The sequence below is a fragment of the Microbacterium sp. NPDC058345 genome, from assembly GCF_042723855.1.
Classification (GTDB): domain Bacteria; phylum Actinomycetota; class Actinomycetes; order Actinomycetales; family Microbacteriaceae; genus Microbacterium.
This window is the reverse complement of record NZ_JBHXIG010000003.1, coordinates 368,136-383,990: the sequence shown is the minus strand read 5'-3', so window position 1 is coordinate 383,990 and position 15,855 is coordinate 368,136. Positions and strand designations below refer to the sequence as shown.

13 protein-coding genes and 1 riboswitch are annotated in these 15,855 nt (G+C 69.0%); of the genes, 2 read left to right on the top strand and 11 right to left on the bottom strand.

The window, feature by feature from the left end:
• Position 1: 1 nt before the first annotated feature.
• Both ACFWH5_RS13500 and typA read right to left on the bottom strand, forming a co-directional pair.
• The gene (locus ACFWH5_RS13500) at positions 2-877 is read right to left on the bottom strand and encodes a phospholipase (protein ID WP_378835360.1); all 876 of its coding nucleotides are present in this window, start codon (positions 875-877) and stop codon (positions 2-4) included.
• 275 nt (positions 878-1,152) lie between these two features.
• Entirely contained in the window at positions 1,153-3,066 is a 1,914-nt protein-coding gene (gene typA, locus ACFWH5_RS13495) for a translational GTPase TypA (protein ID WP_378835357.1), read from the bottom strand.
• 106 nt (positions 3,067-3,172) lie between these two features.
• On the opposite strand from typA, the gene ACFWH5_RS13490 reads away from it, so the two are divergent.
• Positions 3,173-3,952 carry a CPBP family intramembrane glutamic endopeptidase gene (locus tag ACFWH5_RS13490; RefSeq protein WP_378835355.1) on the top strand — a complete coding sequence of 260 codons (780 nt, stop codon included), beginning with the start codon at positions 3,173-3,175 and terminating at the stop codon, positions 3,950-3,952.
• A gap of 21 nt (positions 3,953-3,973) precedes the next feature.
• On the opposite strand, the gene ACFWH5_RS13485 is transcribed toward ACFWH5_RS13490, so the two are convergent.
• The 9 genes from ACFWH5_RS13485 to gcvT all read right to left on the bottom strand — a co-directional run bounded on the left by ACFWH5_RS13485 (position 3,974) and on the right by gcvT (position 14,809).
• On the bottom strand, positions 3,974-4,279 hold the full coding sequence (locus ACFWH5_RS13485; RefSeq protein WP_378835799.1) for a zf-TFIIB domain-containing protein: 306 nt from the start codon (positions 4,277-4,279) through the stop codon (positions 3,974-3,976).
• A 42-nt stretch (positions 4,280-4,321) separates the two neighbouring features.
• Complete coding sequence (locus ACFWH5_RS13480) at positions 4,322-4,915, bottom strand: PH domain-containing protein (protein ID WP_378835352.1); 594 nt, start codon at positions 4,913-4,915, stop codon at positions 4,322-4,324.
• Between the two features lie 17 nt (positions 4,916-4,932).
• On the bottom strand, positions 4,933-6,579 hold the full coding sequence (locus ACFWH5_RS13475; protein WP_378835351.1) for a dipeptide ABC transporter ATP-binding protein: 1,647 nt from the start codon (positions 6,577-6,579) through the stop codon (positions 4,933-4,935).
• Positions 6,576-7,520 carry an ABC transporter permease gene (locus ACFWH5_RS13470; protein WP_378835348.1) on the bottom strand — a complete coding sequence of 315 codons (945 nt, stop codon included), beginning with the start codon at positions 7,518-7,520 and terminating at the stop codon, positions 6,576-6,578. Before ACFWH5_RS13470 ends, ACFWH5_RS13475 begins: the two co-directional genes overlap by 4 nt.
• Positions 7,507-8,439, bottom strand: coding sequence for an ABC transporter permease (locus tag ACFWH5_RS13465; protein WP_378835345.1), 933 nt, complete (start codon positions 8,437-8,439; stop codon positions 7,507-7,509). Before ACFWH5_RS13465 ends, ACFWH5_RS13470 begins: the two co-directional genes overlap by 14 nt.
• A 160-nt stretch (positions 8,440-8,599) precedes the next feature.
• The gene (locus ACFWH5_RS13460; RefSeq protein WP_378835342.1) at positions 8,600-10,234 is read right to left on the bottom strand and encodes an ABC transporter substrate-binding protein; all 1,635 of its coding nucleotides are present in this window, start codon (positions 10,232-10,234) and stop codon (positions 8,600-8,602) included.
• Between the two features lie 170 nt (positions 10,235-10,404).
• Positions 10,405-13,230 carry an aminomethyl-transferring glycine dehydrogenase gene (gene gcvP, locus ACFWH5_RS13455; RefSeq protein WP_378835797.1) on the bottom strand — a complete coding sequence of 942 codons (2,826 nt, stop codon included), beginning with the start codon at positions 13,228-13,230 and terminating at the stop codon, positions 10,405-10,407.
• Positions 13,231-13,286: 56 nt separating this feature from the next.
• Positions 13,287-13,664, bottom strand: coding sequence for a glycine cleavage system protein GcvH (gcvH, locus tag ACFWH5_RS13450; protein WP_378835340.1), 378 nt, complete (start codon positions 13,662-13,664; stop codon positions 13,287-13,289).
• Positions 13,661-14,809 carry a glycine cleavage system aminomethyltransferase GcvT gene (gcvT, locus tag ACFWH5_RS13445; RefSeq protein ID WP_378835338.1) on the bottom strand — a complete coding sequence of 383 codons (1,149 nt, stop codon included), beginning with the start codon at positions 14,807-14,809 and terminating at the stop codon, positions 13,661-13,663. Before gcvT ends, gcvH begins: the two co-directional genes overlap by 4 nt.
• Positions 14,810-14,968: 159 nt before the next feature.
• Positions 14,969-15,062: riboswitch (glycine riboswitch) on the bottom strand.
• Positions 15,063-15,169: 107 nt separating this feature from the next.
• Between gcvT and ACFWH5_RS13440 the strand changes: the two genes are divergently transcribed.
• Positions 15,170-15,835, top strand: coding sequence for an NUDIX domain-containing protein (locus tag ACFWH5_RS13440; protein WP_378835336.1), 666 nt, complete (start codon positions 15,170-15,172; stop codon positions 15,833-15,835).
• Positions 15,836-15,855 lie beyond the last annotated feature (20 nt).

Here is a 15,855-nt window from a genome sequence, read left to right as displayed (position 1 = left end):
ATCAGTACCAGTTGACCGCCTGCGAGTGGCCCCAGGCGCTGCACGGCGAGCCGTACGCGCGGGCGATGTAGTCGAGGCCCCAGGAGATCTGGGTGGCGGCGTTCGTGCGCCAGTCGCTGCCGGCCGTCGCCATCTTGCTGCCCGGCAGCGCCTGCGGGATGCCGGTGGCGCCGCTGGAGGCGTTGTACGCCTGATAGTTCCAGCTGGACTCCTTCTGCCACAGCGACGACAGGCACGAGAACTCGCCGTCGCCCCAGCCGTAGCGGCTGGCAGCCATGTCGCGCGCGGTCGCCTTGGCGCCCTCGACGGTGTTCGCCGCGGCCAGCGCGGCTGCTGCGGCCTTCTTCTCGGCCTCGATCCGGGCCGCCTCCTCCGCCGCCTTGCGGGCCTTCTCGGCGGCGATGCGCGCCGCCTCGGCTTCGCGGGCGTCGGTCAGCGCGTTCTGCAGCGAGTCGGTGCCGGCGCGCACCTCGCGGATGCCGGTCGCGGCGCGGGTCGTCAGCGCGGCGAGCTCGTCGGCGGTGCGGTCGTCGACGTCGGCCAGCGCCTTGGCATCCGCCTTCAGCTCTGCGAAGTCGACGGAGGTCTCCTTCGCCTCGAGATCGAGATCGGATGCGGCGACCACGTTGTTCAGCGCCTGTGCGTTGGTGAGAGCGATGCCGGCATCATGCGCGACTTCGGCGCTCTCGCGGACCTCCGCGTCGGACGGCGCCGACCAGGCGGCGATCGCCGCGGGCGCCTGGAAAACGGCGGCGATCAGGGCCGCGGCGAGCACGACGGCGATCGCGGCGATGCCGGCCAGGCGGCGGGAGGGGGTCGGGATGGATGCCGCCGTGGCGGCACGTCTGGACGCACGGGTGAGAGGGGTATCGGGCATTCGGGGTTTCGACTTTCGGGTCGTCGTCGGCCCGGACCCTCGCGGGGGCAGCTCATCGGGAGCCGCTTCCCGGGCACGAGGATCGAGTCTGCCCTCTCGATCTGAACGGGACCCGTCCCCCACCTGGGTATTCCGTGGCCGCTTCCGGGGAATGGCCCGTTCGCGCTCTCGGGAAAGTATGTTATGGGTTCGTTATCTTCCGGTCCGTGGACGAAGGCGCGGAGAGACGACGAAGGCCCCGGCGTGAGCCAGGGCCTTCGTCGCGAAACGGCCGATCAGGCGTTCGCGTCCTGACGCTTGAGGCGCGAGGCCTCGCGTCCGCGGATCGTCTGGTCGAGGATGACCTTGCGGATGCGCACGGCCTCGGGCGTGACCTCGACGCACTCGTCCTCGCGGGCGAACTCGAGCGACTCCTCCAACGACAGGATCCGCGGCGGCGTCATCGACTCGAACGAGTCGGCGGTCGCGGAGCGCATGTTGGTGAGCTTCTTCTCCTTGGTGATGTTCACATCCATGTCGTCGGCGCGCGAGTTCTCTCCCACGACCATGCCCTCGTAGACCTCTTCGGTCGGCTTCACGAAGAACGACATGCGCTCCTGCAGGGCGATCATGGCGAACGGGGTCACGACACCGGCGCGGTCGGCGACGATCGAGCCGTTCTGGCGGGCGACGATGGAACCGGCCCAGGCGTCATAGCCGTGCGAGATCGCGTTGGCGATGCCGGTGCCGCGGGTGATCGAGAGGAACTCGGTGCGGAAGCCGATCAGGCCGCGCGACGGCACGATGAACTCCATGCGGATCCAGCCCGTGCCGTGGTTGATCATGTTGTCCATGCGTCCACGACGGTTGGCCATGAGCTGGGTCACGGCACCGAGGTGCTCCTCAGGGACATCGATCGTGAGGTGCTCGTAGGGCTCCTGCACCTTGCCGTCCTCGCCCTTGCGGGTGACGACCTGCGGCTTGCCGACGGTGAGCTCGAAGCCCTCACGCCGCATGTTCTCGACGAGGATCGCGAGCTGCAGCTCGCCGCGCCCCTGCACCTCCCAGGCGTCGGGGCGACCGATGTCGTTCACGCGGATCGACACGTTTCCGATCAGCTCGCGGTCGAGGCGATCCTTCACCATGCGGGCGGTGAGCTTGTGGCCCTTGACCTTGCCGACCAGCGGCGAGGTGTTGGTGCCGATCGTCATCGAGATCGACGGCTCGTCGACCGTGATCTGCGGCAGCGGACGCACGTCCACCGGATCGGCGATGGTCTCGCCGATCATGATGTCGGCGAAACCGGCGATCACGGCGATGTCACCGGGGCCGGCGGACTCGGCCGGGTAGCGGTCGAGCGCCTTCGTCATCAGCAGCTCGGTGATTCGCGCGTTCTGGGTGGTGCCGTCCTGGCGCACCCACGCGACGGTCTGACCCTTCTTCAGCGTGCCGTTGAAGACGCGCAGCAGGGCGAGACGGCCGAGGAACGACGAGGAGTCGAGGTTCGTCACCCATGCCTGCAGCGGCGCCTCGTCGTCGTACGACGGTGCCGGCACGTGCTCGAGGATGGCCTCGAACAGCGGCTCGAGGTCGTCGTTGTCGGGCAGTTTGCCGTTCGCGGGGCGGTGGGCGGATGCTGCGCCGGCGCGGCCGGAGGCGTAGACCACGGGTACGTCGAGCAGCGCGTCGACATCGAGGTCGGGCACGTCGTCGACCAGGTCGGACGCGAGGCCGAGCAGCAGGTCGTGCGCCTCCTCCTCGACCTCCGCGATGCGGGCGTCGGGGCGGTCGGTCTTGTTCACCAGCAGGATCACGGGCAGCTTCGCCTCGAGCGCCTTGCGCAGCACGAAGCGGGTCTGCGGCAGCGGACCCTCGCTCGCATCCACCAGCAGCACCACGCCGTCGACCATCGACAGGGCACGCTCCACCTCGCCGCCGAAGTCGGCGTGGCCGGGGGTGTCGACGACGTTGATCGTGATGGGCCGGTCGGTGTGCTCGCCGTTGTAGGTGATCGCCGTGTTCTTGGCGAGGATCGTGATGCCCTTCTCACGCTCCAGGTCGTTGGAGTCCATCGCACGCTCCTCGACATGAGCGTGTTCGCCGAACGAGCCGGTCTGACGGAGCATCGCGTCGACGAGGGTGGTCTTGCCGTGGTCGACGTGAGCGACGATCGCGACGTTACGGAGGTCAGAGCGGAGGGCGTGCGCCATTCAGATGTCCTAAGAGGATGTGTGGGATGCGCCGGGATGCCGACGTTTCAGGATAACGTATGCCCGCTGACCGGCCCCTGAGCGGCATCACCCGTACGATCGGGCTGTGTCCTCCCCCGCATCCGCGCCGACCCGCTCCCGCCTGTGGTGGGAGATCGCCATCGTGCTCGCCCTCGGCCTCGGCCAGTCGGCGGTGTACGCGATCGTGCAGCTCGCGTACCGGCTGACCGATTCCACTCCGCTGGCTCAGCAGACGACGACGCTGAACCCCTCGCGCAGCGACCGCGAGATCTTCGACCTCGTCTACCAGCTCCTCTCCATCGGCTTCTCGGTCGTGCCCGTGCTGCTGGTGTGCTTCCTGCTCTGGCAGCGCTCACGCCCGCACCTCGGCGCTCTCGGCCTGCGCGGTGACAAGCCCGTGCGGGATGTCGGCGCCGGCGTGCTGCTGGTGCTCGCGATCGGCGTGCCCGGACTCGCGCTGTACCTCGCCGGGCGGGCCCTCGGGCTGTTCGTGGCGGTGAACCCGGCGGGGCTCGATGCGCACTGGTGGACGGTGCCGATCCTGCTGCTGTCGGCCGCGCGCGCGTCGATCCAGGAGGAGTTCGTCGTGCTCGGCTACCTGTTCGCCCGGCTGCGGCAGCTGGGCTGGGGACCGTGGCCGATCATCCTCGCGACCAGCATCCTCAGGGCCTGCTACCACCTGTACCAGGGGCCGGGGGCCTTCATCGGCAACCTCGCCATGGGGCTGCTGTTCGGCTGGCTGTTCCTGCGCACAGGTCGGCTGCTGCCCTTCCTCGTGGCACACTTCCTGATCGACGCGGCCGCGTTCGTCGGCTATCCCTGGGCGGCTGCCCTGTGGCCGGCGCTGTTCGGCCTGCCCGGCTGAGCCGGATGGGTCGAATCCCGCTCAGTCGAAGAGCTCGCTCAGCCAGCTCTCACGCTTGCGGCGATGCGGGCGCTGACCGCGGTCGTCGTGCCGCGATCGGTCGTCGTAACGCGGCTGCGCGTCGTAGCGCGACTGCTCGTACGCGGGCGGAGCGAAGCGATCGGGCGCCGACGCCGCCTGCGGCTGCGGAGCCGACACCGAGCGCTCGATGATCTTGTCGAGCTCTCCGCGATCGAGCCACACGCCACGGCACTGCGGGCAGTAGTCGATCTCGATGCCGCTGCGCTCGCTCATGACCAGGGTGGAACCATCTGCAGGACACTTCATGGTCTCAGCCAATCAGCCGAGCCTATGAAGGTTCCGTGGACATCATCCATAGGCGACGATCACTGCGGCGGCAGCCCAGCCGGCCAGGGCCAGCAACGCCAGGATCGCAGCCAGATCCCAGGAGCGTCGTACCGGCGCATCTGCGCTCTCCGTCGCCCCCGCACGCCCCGACGCGCCCGCCTCGGCCTTCGCGCGGCGGATCGCGGCGACGATGTCATCCGCTGCGCCGCCTGCGTCCTCGCGCGTGCGGCCTGGGCCGAGTCGCTGCGGCCGGCGGCGCACCGGACCGCCGAGGCTGGTCAGGACGCTGCCGTCGTCGAGCCGGAACTCGACCTGCCACCGCATGTCGATCCGCACCACGTGATGCCAGGGCACGAACGTGCGCCGCAGCAGATTCTGCACCAGCACGCCGTCGGGACGCATCCGGATGCGCGTGGCCACCCCGAACACGTACACCGCCCACAGCACCAGCAGCAGCCAGGGGGCCAGCAGCAGCACCCTGCCGATGCCGGCGCGCGCGACGGCATCCACGAGCATCACCACCGCCAGCACGGCGCAGACGACCAGCAGCGCCACCCCGCCCCGGTTCGGGGATGCGGTGGTGGCCGTGCCGGTCGCAGGCGAATGCTCTGCCATGCCGGAAGCCTACGCGTTCACAGGCCGGCGCCGCCGATCGGCAGCGTCGCACCCGGGATCGCGTCCAGCAGTCGCCGGGTGTACTCCTCCTGCGGGTTCGCGAAGATGTCGTCCACGGTGCCCTGCTCGACGATGCGGCCCTTCTCCATGACGCAGACCATGTCGGCGGCCACGCGCACGACGGCGAGGTCGTGGGTGATGAAGAGGTACGTCAGACCGAGCTCGTCCTGCAGATCCGACAGCAGTTGCAGGATCTGGTCCTGCACCAGCACGTCGAGCGCCGAGACCGCCTCGTCGAGCACCACGATGTCGGGCTTGAGAGCGAGCGCGCGCGCGATGGCGACACGCTGACGCTGCCCACCGGACAGTTCGTTCGGATACCGCGACGCCAGCTCGCGCGGCAGCGCCACCTGATCGAGCAGCTCGAGCGACCGTTTGTGCTGTTCCTCACGGGTGCCGATGCCATGCACGTGCAGCGGCTCGGAGATGAGACTCCCGATGCTGCGCAGCGGGTCGAGCGATCCGTAGGGGTCCTGGAACACCGGCTGCATGCGGCGGCGCAGCCGGAACACGTCGGCCCGCGACATCGTGCTCGTCGCCGCGCCGTCGACGAGGATCTCACCATCCGTCGGCTTCTCCAGCTGCAGCAGCATCTTCGCCACGGTCGACTTGCCCGAACCGGACTCCCCGACCAGGGCGAGCGTCTTGCCGCGCGGGATCGAGAACGACACGCCGTCCACCGCGAGGAACCTCTCGTGACTCAGCCCGCCGGTGCGGATCGTGTACTCCTTGGTCAGATCACGCACCTCGACCACGGCCGGCGCGCCGCCGGCATCCGCACCACTGTGCGCGCCTGCGCCGATGCGCTTCGAGGCGAGGCTGGGTGCCGCGGCGACCAGTCGCTGCGTGTAGGGATGCCGAGGATTGGAGAGGATCTCGGCACTCGGACCGGCCTCCACGATCTCGCCCCGATTCATCACGATGATCCGGTCGGCGCGCTCGCCGGCGAGACCGAGGTCGTGGGTGATCAGCAGCACCGACGTGCCGCGCTCGCTGGTGAGCGATGCCAGATGATCGAGGATCACCCGCTGCACCGTCACGTCGAGCGCGCTGGTCGGCTCGTCGGCGATGAGCAGCTTCGGATCGGCGGCCAGCCCGATACCGATGAGAGCGCGCTGGCGCATGCCGCCGGAGAACTGGTGCGGGAACTGATGCATCCGGCGCGCGGCATCCTGCAGTCCGGCCTGCTGGAGCACCTCCACCGCGCGCTCATGCACCTCACGTCGTCCCTGCGCGAGCCCGTTCGCGCGGACGGCCTCCTTCACCTGGAAGCCGATCGACCACACCGGGTTGAGGTTCGACATCGGGTCCTGCGGAACGTAGCCGATCTCGCGACCACGGATGCGCTCCATATCGACGCGGCTCGCGGTCACCAGGTTCTTGCCGTCGAGGAGGATGCTGCCGTCGGTCACCGTCCCGGTGCCGGGCAGCAGATCGATGATCGCCGCGACCGTGGTCGACTTGCCCGAGCCGGACTCGCCGACGATGGCCACCGTCTCTCCCGCGTTCACGTCGAAGCTCACGCCGTGCAGAACTTCGCGGTTCTTCTTGTCGCTGCGGAATGCGACCCTCAGGTCGCGGACACTCAGGAGCGGCTCGCTCATCGCTGTGCTCTCGCCTTCGGATCGACGGCGTCGCGGAGCAGTTCACCGAGCGTGACGAACGCCAGCACGGTGACGGTGAGGGCCAGCGACGGCCAGAACAGCGCCATCGGCGCCGTGCGGATGTTGGTCTGAGCCTGACTGATGTCATTGCCCCACGACATGGTGCCGCTGCCCAGGCCGACGCCGAGGAACGACAGCGTCGCCTCGGCGACGATCGCTGCGGCGAGGGCGAGCGTCGCGACCACGATCACGGGAGCCATCGCGTTCGGCAGCACGTGTACGAGCAGGGTCTTGAAGCGTGACATGCCCACGGCCTCGGCGCCCATGACGAAGTCCGCCTGTTTCACCCGCAGCACCTCGGCGCGCATGATGCGCGCCGTCGACGCCCAGGCGAATCCGCCGATCGCGAAGGCGAGCACGAGCTCGTTGCGCTCCGGCAGCACCGACATGACCACGATGCCGGCGATGATGTAGGGGATCGTGAAGAAGATGTCGCCGACGCGCGACAGCACCGAGTCGAGCCAGCCGCCGTAGAACCCGGCCAGTGCGCCCATCACCACGCCGATGATCGTGCTGATCAGGGTGGCGAGAACGCCGACGATGAGTGACGTGCGGGTACCCCACACCACCCGCGAGTAAACGTCGCACCCCTGGCGGGTGAACCCGAGCGGATGGCCGGCCTTCGGACCGCCGTTGCTGTCCGCGAGCTGACACCCGTTGTTCGGCGGCACGTAGGCGAACAGCCAGGGAACAAGAGCCACGATGATCACGAGCAGAACGAAGGCCGCCGAGATCCAGAACATCGGGCGACGGCGCAGGTCGCGCCAGGCGTCCAGCCAGAGGTTGCTGCGTTTGGCATCGATGCGAACCACGTCCACGGGCACCGAGGTGGTGTCGGCCGGAGCGACGTAGTGCTCCGCGTTGAGATCAGGTCGAGACATAGCGGATCCTCGGATCGAGCAGGCCGTAGATCAGGTCCACGACGATGTTGATGAGCACGTACACGACGACGAACACCGTCACGAACGACACCACCGTCGGGTTCTCCCCACGGATGATCGCCTGGTAGAGGGTGTTGCCGACGCCCGGCACGTTGAAGATGCCCTCGGTGACCGTCGCGCCGACCATGAGGATGCCGAAGACGGTGCCGAGGTCGGTGACCATCGGGATGAGCGAGTTGCGCAGCACGTGCACCGGGATGACCCGACTGCGCGACAGTCCCTTGCTGTAGGCCGTGCGCACCCAGTCCTGCCCGAGGGTCTCGATCGTCGAGGCGCGGGTGAGGCGCATGCTCGTGGCGTACACGCTGAATCCGAGCACCCACGCCGGAAGCCACAGATCCCCCCAGTCGTTGCGCCCGCCGACCGTCGGCCGGAACCAGCCCAGCTGCACGGCGAGGAAGTACTGCGCGAGGAAGGCGAGCACGAAGATCGGAACGGCGATGAAGATCAACGCCACCACGAGCATCGAGTTGTCGAAGAGGCCGCCCTTTCCCAGCGCGGAGAAAAGGCCGATGATGATCGCGAGCACGAAGGCGATGCCCACCGCCATCACGGCCAGGCGCAGCGTGACCGGGAACGTCCGGGCGAGGATGTCGATCACGGGCTGACCGGAGAAGCTCGTGCCGAAGTCGAGCCGGAAGATGCCGGCGATGTAGTGGAAGTACTGCGCGATGAACGGCTCATCGAGGTGGTACTCCGCGCGGAGCCGCGCGAGCAGAGCAGGGTTCGGCTGACGATCGCCGAACAGCGCCGCAATGGGGTCTCCCGGCATCGCGAAGACCATGAAGTAGATCAGCAGGGTGGCGCCGAGGAACACCGGGATCGCCTGCAGGATCCGTCTGAGGATGTAAAAGGCCACCCTCGACCTCCCTTCGGGTGCGAGTGCGCGCAGAACGCGCCTCGAGGGCAGACAGAGAGCCGCAGCATTCCGTTTCGCCGAAGAGAACGGCGACGCACGGGTGCGGCGACGACGGACGACGAGGCGGTGGTGGAGACCACCACCGCCTCGTCTCGAAGGGTTACTCCGCCTTCTTCTCGATCTGCTCGAACAGCGGCACCGAGTTCCAGCCGAACTCGACGTTGTCGACCGTCTCGGCGTAGCCGCCGACGACGTTCGCGTACCACAGCGGGATGGCCGGCAGATCCTGCAGCAGGACCTCCTGCGCGTCCTGGAACAGCGCGTTGGCCGCCTCGGGGTCGGTCTCGGCGATGCCCTCCGCGAGCAGCCGGTCGAACTCCTCGCTCGAGTAGTCGCCGTCGTTGGATCCGGCGTTGGTCGCGTACAGCGGTCCCAGGAAGTTGTACAGACCCGGGTAGTCCGCCTGCCAGCCGGTGCGGAAGGCCGTCTGGATCGAGCGGTCGGTGACCTCGGCGCGGACCTCGGCGAACGTCGGGTACGGTGCGCCCGACGCCTCGATGCCCAGCGTGTTCTTGATGGAGTTCACCGCGGCGTCGACCCAGGCCTGGTGGCCGCCGTCGGCGTTGTACGCGATCTGGAACTCACCGCTCCACGGGCTGATCTCGTCGGCCTGAGCCCACAGCGCCTTGGCCTCCTCGGCGTTGTAGGCCAGCACCTCCGCGCCCTCGAGGCTGTCGCTCCAGCCGTCGATCACCGGCGAGGTGAAGTCGCTCGCGGGCGTGCGGGTGCCCTGGAAGATCACATCGGTGATCTCTTCGCGGTTGATCGCCATCGACAGCGCCTGACGGCGCAGCTTGCCCTCCTCGCCGCCGAAGTGCTCGAGGCGCTCCGGGATGGTGAACGACTGGAACACCGCCGCCGGCTGGTTGACCGCGCGGTCACCGAGGTCGGACTCGAAGTTGCCGAACGCGGAGTCCGGGATCGCATCGAGCACATCGAGCTCGCCGCCCAGCAGATCCGCGTACGCCGAGTCCTGAGATGCGTAGAACACGATGTTCAGGCCGCCGTTGGCGGGCGTGCGCGGGCCATCGTAGTCGGGGTTGGCGACGAGGTCGATGCTCACGTCGTGCTGCCATGCACCCTCACCGTCGAGCATGTACGGGCCGTTGCCGATCGGGTTCTCACCGAACGCCTCCATGTCCTCGAAGGCGACGTCGGGCAGCGGGTAGTACGCCGAGTAGCCGAGGCGCTGGGCGAAGTCCGAGGCCGGCTTGCTCAGTGCGATGGTGAAGGTGTGCTCGTCGACCTGCTCGAGTCCGGTGAGCTCGGAGTCCTCGTCGTAGCTGAAGCCCTCGATGTCTTCGAAGAAGTAGCTCGACAGCTGCTCGTTCGAGGCCAGCGCGCCGTAGTTCCACGCCTTGATGAAGTTGTCGGCGGTGACCTCTTCGCCGTTGGTGAACGTCAGGCCCTTGCGCAGCTTCACGGTGAGGTGCTGCGGGTCGTCGACCGTGATCTCCTCGGCGACGTCGTTGAACACCGACCCGTCGGCCGCGTAGCCGATGAGGCCGGCGAACATGGCGTCGAGGATCTTGCCGCCGCCCACCTCGTTGGTGTTCGTCGGGATCAGCGGATTCTGCGGCTCCGTGCCGTTCACCTTGATGATGGCGCTCGCATCCGCACCGGACGATCCCTCGCCCGAATCGGGGTTGTCGCCGCCTCCCGCGCATCCGGAGAGTGCCAGGGCACCCGCCGCGAGCAGCGCGAGGCCCGCGAGTGTGATCTTGTTGCGCTTCACTGTGTCCTCCTGTGGACCGGTACAAGCACGCGCTCGTCGTCGAGCACGCTCATGGTCCGATCCTAGATCGACCCGGGGCAACAACGTCGACAGTGACGCAACTGTTATTGACCCTTAACCGAAATACCCCCGTCGCCGGGTCGGCGACGGGGGTGCTTCGGGCACGGATGTCAGGCGAAAGCCTCCACCGGCGGGCAGGCGCAGACGAGGTTGCGATCGCCGTAGGCCTGATCGATGCGACGCACCGGCGGCCAGTACTTCGTCGCCACCAGCGCGGTCACCGGGTAGGCGGCCTCCTCGCGGGTGTACGCGTGGTTCCACTCCCCCGAGATCAGAGACGCCGCGGTGTGCGGGGCATGCACCAGCGGGTTGTCATCCGCCGGCCAGCGGCCGGCCGCCACGGCATCCGCCTCGGCCTTGATGCTGATCATCGCCTCGACGAAGCGATCGATCTCGCCCAGGTCCTCCGACTCCGTCGGCTCGACCATGAGCGTGCCCGCGACCGGGAACGACATGGTCGGCGCGTGGAAGCCGTAGTCGATGAGGCGCTTGGCGACGTCGTCGACGGTGATGCCGGTGGCCTCCCTGAGCGGGCGCAGGTCGAGGATGCACTCGTGCGCGACGCGACCCTGCTCGCCGGTGTACAGCACCGGGTAGTGATCGGCCAGGCGCGCGGCGATGTAGTTCGCCGAGAGCACCGCGGCGGCCGTGGCGTGGCGCAGCCCCTCGGCCCCCATCATCCGCACGTACGCCCACGAGATGGGCAGCACGCCCGCCGAGCCGTACGGCGCCCCCGAGACCGGACCGCCCTCGAACACGTGACCGCCGGCGTGCTCGCGCTTCTGCGCCTGCGGGTGACCGGGCAGGTGGGGCGCGAGGTGCGCCTTGGCCGCCACCGGTCCGATGCCGGGGCCGCCGCCGCCGTGCGGGATGGCGAAGGTCTTGTGCAGGTTGAGGTGCGAGACGTCTCCGCCCAGATCGCCGAAGCGCGCGTAGCCGAGCAGCGCGTTCAGGTTCGCCCCGTCGACGTACACCTGCCCGCCGGCATCGTGCACGGCGGCGGTGATCGCGGTCACCTGCTCCTCGTACACGCCGTGCGTGGACGGATACGTGATCATCAGGGCCGACAGCGCGTCCGCGTGCTGGGCGATCTTGGCATGCAGGTCGTCGAGGTCGACGTTGCCGAGATCGTCGGTCGCGACGACGACGACCTTCATCCCGGCCAGCACGGCGGATGCGGCATTGGTGCCGTGCGCCGAAGACGGGATGAGGCACACATCACGGTGGACGTCGCCGTTGGCGTGGTGGTAGCCACGAATGGCGAGCAGACCGGCCAGCTCGCCCTGCGAGCCCGCGTTCGGTTGCAGGGAGACCGCGTCGTACCCGGTGACCTCGGCGAGCCAAGCCTCCAGCTGGTCGATCATCGCGAGCGAGCCCTCGACATCGGATGCCGGAGCGAACGGATGCAGCTGCGCGAACTCCGGCCAGGTGATCGCCGCCATCTCGGTCGCGGCGTTGAGCTTCATCGTGCACGAGCCCAGCGGGATCATGCCGCGGTCGAGCGCGTAGTCGCGGTCGGCGAGCTGCTTGAGGTAGCGCATCATGGCGGTCTCGGAGCGGTGCACGTGGAAGACCGGATGCGTGAGGTACTCGTCGTCACGCAGCAGTGCCTCCGGCAGGGCACCGGTGGAACCCGCGCCGAAGAAGCCGAACACCCGCTCCTCCTTGCCGCCGAACAGCACGGCCACGCGGTGCAGGTCGGTGAAGGTGGTGGTCTCGTCCACGGCGATGCCCACGGTGTCGGCGTCGACCAGGCGCAGCAGGATGCCATCGGCGTGCGCCCTCGCGACGAGCGCCTCGGCACCCCCCGGGACCCGCACGTTCAGGGTGTCGAAGAAGGCGTCGTGCACGATCTCGGCACCGGCCTCGGCGAGCCAGTCGCGCAGCAGCGCGGCCCTGCCCGCCACCTCGGCGGCGATCGCGCGCAGTCCGTCCGGGCCGTGGTAGACCGCGTACATCGAGGCCATCACGGCCAGCAGCACCTGGGCGGTGCAGATGTTCGACGTCGCCTTCTCGCGGCGGATGTGCTGCTCGCGGGTCTGCAGCGAGAGCCGGTAGGCGGGGTAGCCGACCGCGTCGACCGAGACGCCGACGAGGCGGCCGGGCAGCTGACGCTCGAGACCGGCGCGCACGGCCATGTAGCCGGCGTGCGGACCGCCGAAGCCCATCGGCACGCCGAAACGCTGGGTGGTGCCCACCGCGACGTCGGCGCCGAGGGAGCCCGGGGAGCGCAGCAGGGTGAGCGCCAGCAGGTCCGCGGCGACGACGGCGATGCCGTTCGCCACGTGGGCGGCGTCGATCACTGCCGTCGGATCCCACACACGGCCGGATGCGGCCGGGTACTGCACGAACACGCCGAACAGCTCCTCCGGCAGCGTCTCACCGGCGGCGAGATCGCGCTCCACGAGCTCGATGCCGACGGCCTCGGCGCGAGTGCGCAGCAGCGCCTTGGTCTGCGGCAGCGCATCCGCGTCGACGACGAACACGGTTGACTTCGCCTTGGATGCGCGCCGCGCGAGCAGCATCCCCTCGGCGACGGCCGTCGACTCGTCGAGCATCGACGCGTTCGCGGTCGAGAGCCCGGTCAGATCGGAGACCATCGTCTGGAAGTTGATCAGCGCCTCGAGCCGGCCCTGCGAGATCTCCGGCTGGTACGGCGTGTACGCGGTGTACCAGGACGGGTTCTCGAGCACGTTGCGCTGGATGACCGACGGGGTGAACGTGCCGTAGTAGCCCAGCCCGATCATCGGGCGGTTCACCGTGTTGCGCGCCGCGAGGGCACGCAGTTCGGCGAGCGCCTCGGCCTCGCTGGCGGCACGCGGGATGCCGGACTCACCGGCATCCGTGAAGATGGACGCGGGCACGGCCTGGCGCATCAGCGCCTCGACCGGGCTCCAGTCCTCGAGGTCGGAGGCCACGCCGAGCGCGTCGAGCATGTGCCGCTGCGCCTCGGCGGTGGTTCCGATGTGACGATCGGCGAACGAGGCCACTCTCAGCCCTCCGTGAGTGCGAGGTACGCGTCGCGGTCGAGCAGGCCGTCGGTGGCGTCGTCGGCGACGGTGACCTTGATCAGCCAGGCGTCCTCGAACGGCGAGGAGTTCAGCAGCGACGGGTCGTCGACGACGGCCTGGTTGACCTCGGCGACGGTGCCGGCGACGGGAGCGTAGAGCTCGGAGACCGACTTGGTCGATTCGGCCTCGCCGAACACATCGCCGCGGCTGAGTTCGGTGCCGACGTCGGGCAGCTCCACGAACACGATGTCACCGAGGGCGTCAGCGGCGTAGTCGGTGATGCCGACCGTCGCGGTCGCGCCGTCGGCGGCGACCCACTCGTGCTCTTCGCTGTACTTCAGGGCGGTCAGATCGGTCATTTCTTCCTCCGGTAGAAAGGCAGGGCGGTCACGGTCGCGGGGATCTTCGTTCCGCGCACATCCAGGAATACGGCGGTGCCCTCCTCGGCAGAGGAGGGATCGACGAACGCCATCGCGATCGGATGGCCGAGCGTGGGGCTCAGCGCCCCGCTCGTGATCTCACCGAGGACGGCGCCGTCCTCGGTGACCACGGCGTAGCCGGCACGGCCCGCACGGCGCCCCTCGGCGGCGAGGCCGACGAGCACGCGTGCGTCGGATGCCGGGATCACCGCATCCTTGCCGACGAAGCGCTCCTTGTCGGTCACCACGACACGGCCGAGGCCCGCCTGCGCGGGCTTGGTCTCGCGGGAGAGCTCATGGCCGTACAGCGGCATTCCCGCCTCGAGCCGCAGGGTGTCTCGAGCGGCGAGACCCGCGGGCACGAGCCCCTCGCCCTCGCCGGCCGCCAGCACGGCGTCCCACAGCGTCTCGGCGTCCTCCGCGGCGACGAGCAGCTCGAAGCCGTCCTCGCCGGTGTACCCGGTGCGCGCCAGCAGCAGCGGCTTGCCGGCGAAGGTCGCGCTCGCCCAGGCGTAGTACTTCTGCTCGGACCAGGGGATGCTGATGTCGGCGATGCCGGCGACCCCGGTGAGGATCTGCTCGGCGGCGGGGCCCTGCACGGCGATCAGCGCGTACGCGTCCGAGACGTCGGAGACCCCGACCCCACGACGTTCTTCGGCGTCGTCGGCAGACTCCAGATCGCGCATGAACGGCCGGACCCGGTCGGAGAGCGCGCTGGACACGGCATCCCGGTTGCCGGCGTTCGAGATGATCAGGAACTCGTCGTCAGCCAGACGGTAGACGATGACGTCGTCGATGATTCCGCCGTCCTCGGCGAGCAGCAGCGAGTACTTGGCCTTGCCGACCGCCATCGCCGACAGGCGCCCGGCGAGGGCGTAGTCGAGGTATCCCGCGGCATCCGGGCCTTCGACCGTGAACTCCGCCATGTGCGAGATGTCGAACATGCCGGCGGCCTCGCGCACGGCGTGGTGCTCGGCGAGATCCGACGTGTAGCGCACCGGCATCTGCCAGCCGCCGAAGTCGGTGAAGGAGGCGCCCAGCGCCTCGTGTCGCGCGCGGAGCGGGGTGTAGCGGGGTTCGGTCACGGAGTTCTCCCGGTGTGGGTCGGGCAGGACGGCGTCATCGTCATCCTCGGAACTCCCCCTCTGTCATCGGGCCTGAGAGTTTCGCCCGGCCTCGTGAGGAGTGGGGCTTTCACCGTCGGCGGATTCCCCGCGGCGCGCGGAATCGCTTTTCAGAGTGGCCGGACCGGCACGGTAGGGGTACCTGAGAGATTGGCGGGGAGGCTTGCTCCTTCGGTGCCCGGCTGCGATCACCGGGCTCTCCCGCACAGGTCGTACGGCCTGTGTTCAGTTAGGCCTCCAGCATAGCGGCCGACGGTGCGGCGCGCGCCGTCATGCCGGCTGCTCGCGGCCGGGGGGCGCCGACCCTCTAGGCTCGTCGATGTGACAGGCACGACGGGCGAGAACGACGCGATCCGCATCGCCGTGTCGACGGTCATCTTCTCACTGCGCACCGCCCCCGACGGTGATCGCCTGATGCTGCCGCTGGTGCGCCGCACCCGCGAGCCGTACCGCGGCGCCTGGGCGCTTCCCGGGGGATGGCTGGACCCCGCCGAGGATCTCGACAGCGCGGCATCCCGCACACTCGCCGACACCACCGCCCTCAAGCCGAGCTACCTCGAGCAGCTGTACTCGTTCGGCGACGTGGACCGCGCACCCACGCGGGTGATCTCCATCGTCTACTGGGCGCTGCTGCGGTCCGACCTCGTCGACGCGCAGCGCGCCGCGGTGGGCGCACCCGAGAACGTCGAGTGGTTCGACGTCGACGCGCTGCCGCCGCTCGCATTCGACCACAACCGCATCGCGGACTATGCCCTCGACCGGCTGCGGAACAAGGTGGCGTACAGCCGCATCGCCGCCGGACTGCTCCCCGACGAGTTCACCCTCACCGAATTGAGAGAGGTCTACGAGGCCGTTCTGGGCCGCCGGCTGGATCCGTCGAACTTCCGCCGGCTGCTGGAGGGCTCGGACGAGCTGGTGCCGACGGAGTCGTTCCGCACCGGCAAGCACCGCCCCGCCCGGTTGTACCGGTACGTCGCCGACGCCTGAGACCGTACGTCACCCGGCCG

Excerpts from the sequence above, each read along its gene's own strand:
- ACFWH5_RS13475 (WP_378835351.1), bottom strand. The coding sequence starts at position 6,579 with ATGAGCGAGCCGCTCCTGAGTGTCCGCGACCTGAGGGTCGCATTCCGC.
- gcvP (WP_378835797.1), bottom strand. The coding sequence starts at position 13,230 with ATGCTCGACGCGCTCGGCGTGGCCTCCGACCTCGAGGACTGGAGCCCG.
- ACFWH5_RS13500 (WP_378835360.1), bottom strand. The coding sequence starts at position 877 with ATGCCCGATACCCCTCTCACCCGTGCGTCCAGACGTGCCGCCACGGCG.
- ACFWH5_RS13470 (WP_378835348.1), bottom strand. The coding sequence starts at position 7,520 with ATGTCTCGACCTGATCTCAACGCGGAGCACTACGTCGCTCCGGCCGAC.
- typA (WP_378835357.1), bottom strand. The coding sequence starts at position 3,066 with ATGGCGCACGCCCTCCGCTCTGACCTCCGTAACGTCGCGATCGTCGCT.
- ACFWH5_RS13480 (WP_378835352.1), bottom strand. The coding sequence starts at position 4,915 with ATGGCAGAGCATTCGCCTGCGACCGGCACGGCCACCACCGCATCCCCG.
- ACFWH5_RS13485 (WP_378835799.1), bottom strand. The coding sequence starts at position 4,279 with ATGAAGTGTCCTGCAGATGGTTCCACCCTGGTCATGAGCGAGCGCAGC.
- gcvH (WP_378835340.1), bottom strand. The coding sequence starts at position 13,664 with ATGACCGATCTGACCGCCCTGAAGTACAGCGAAGAGCACGAGTGGGTC.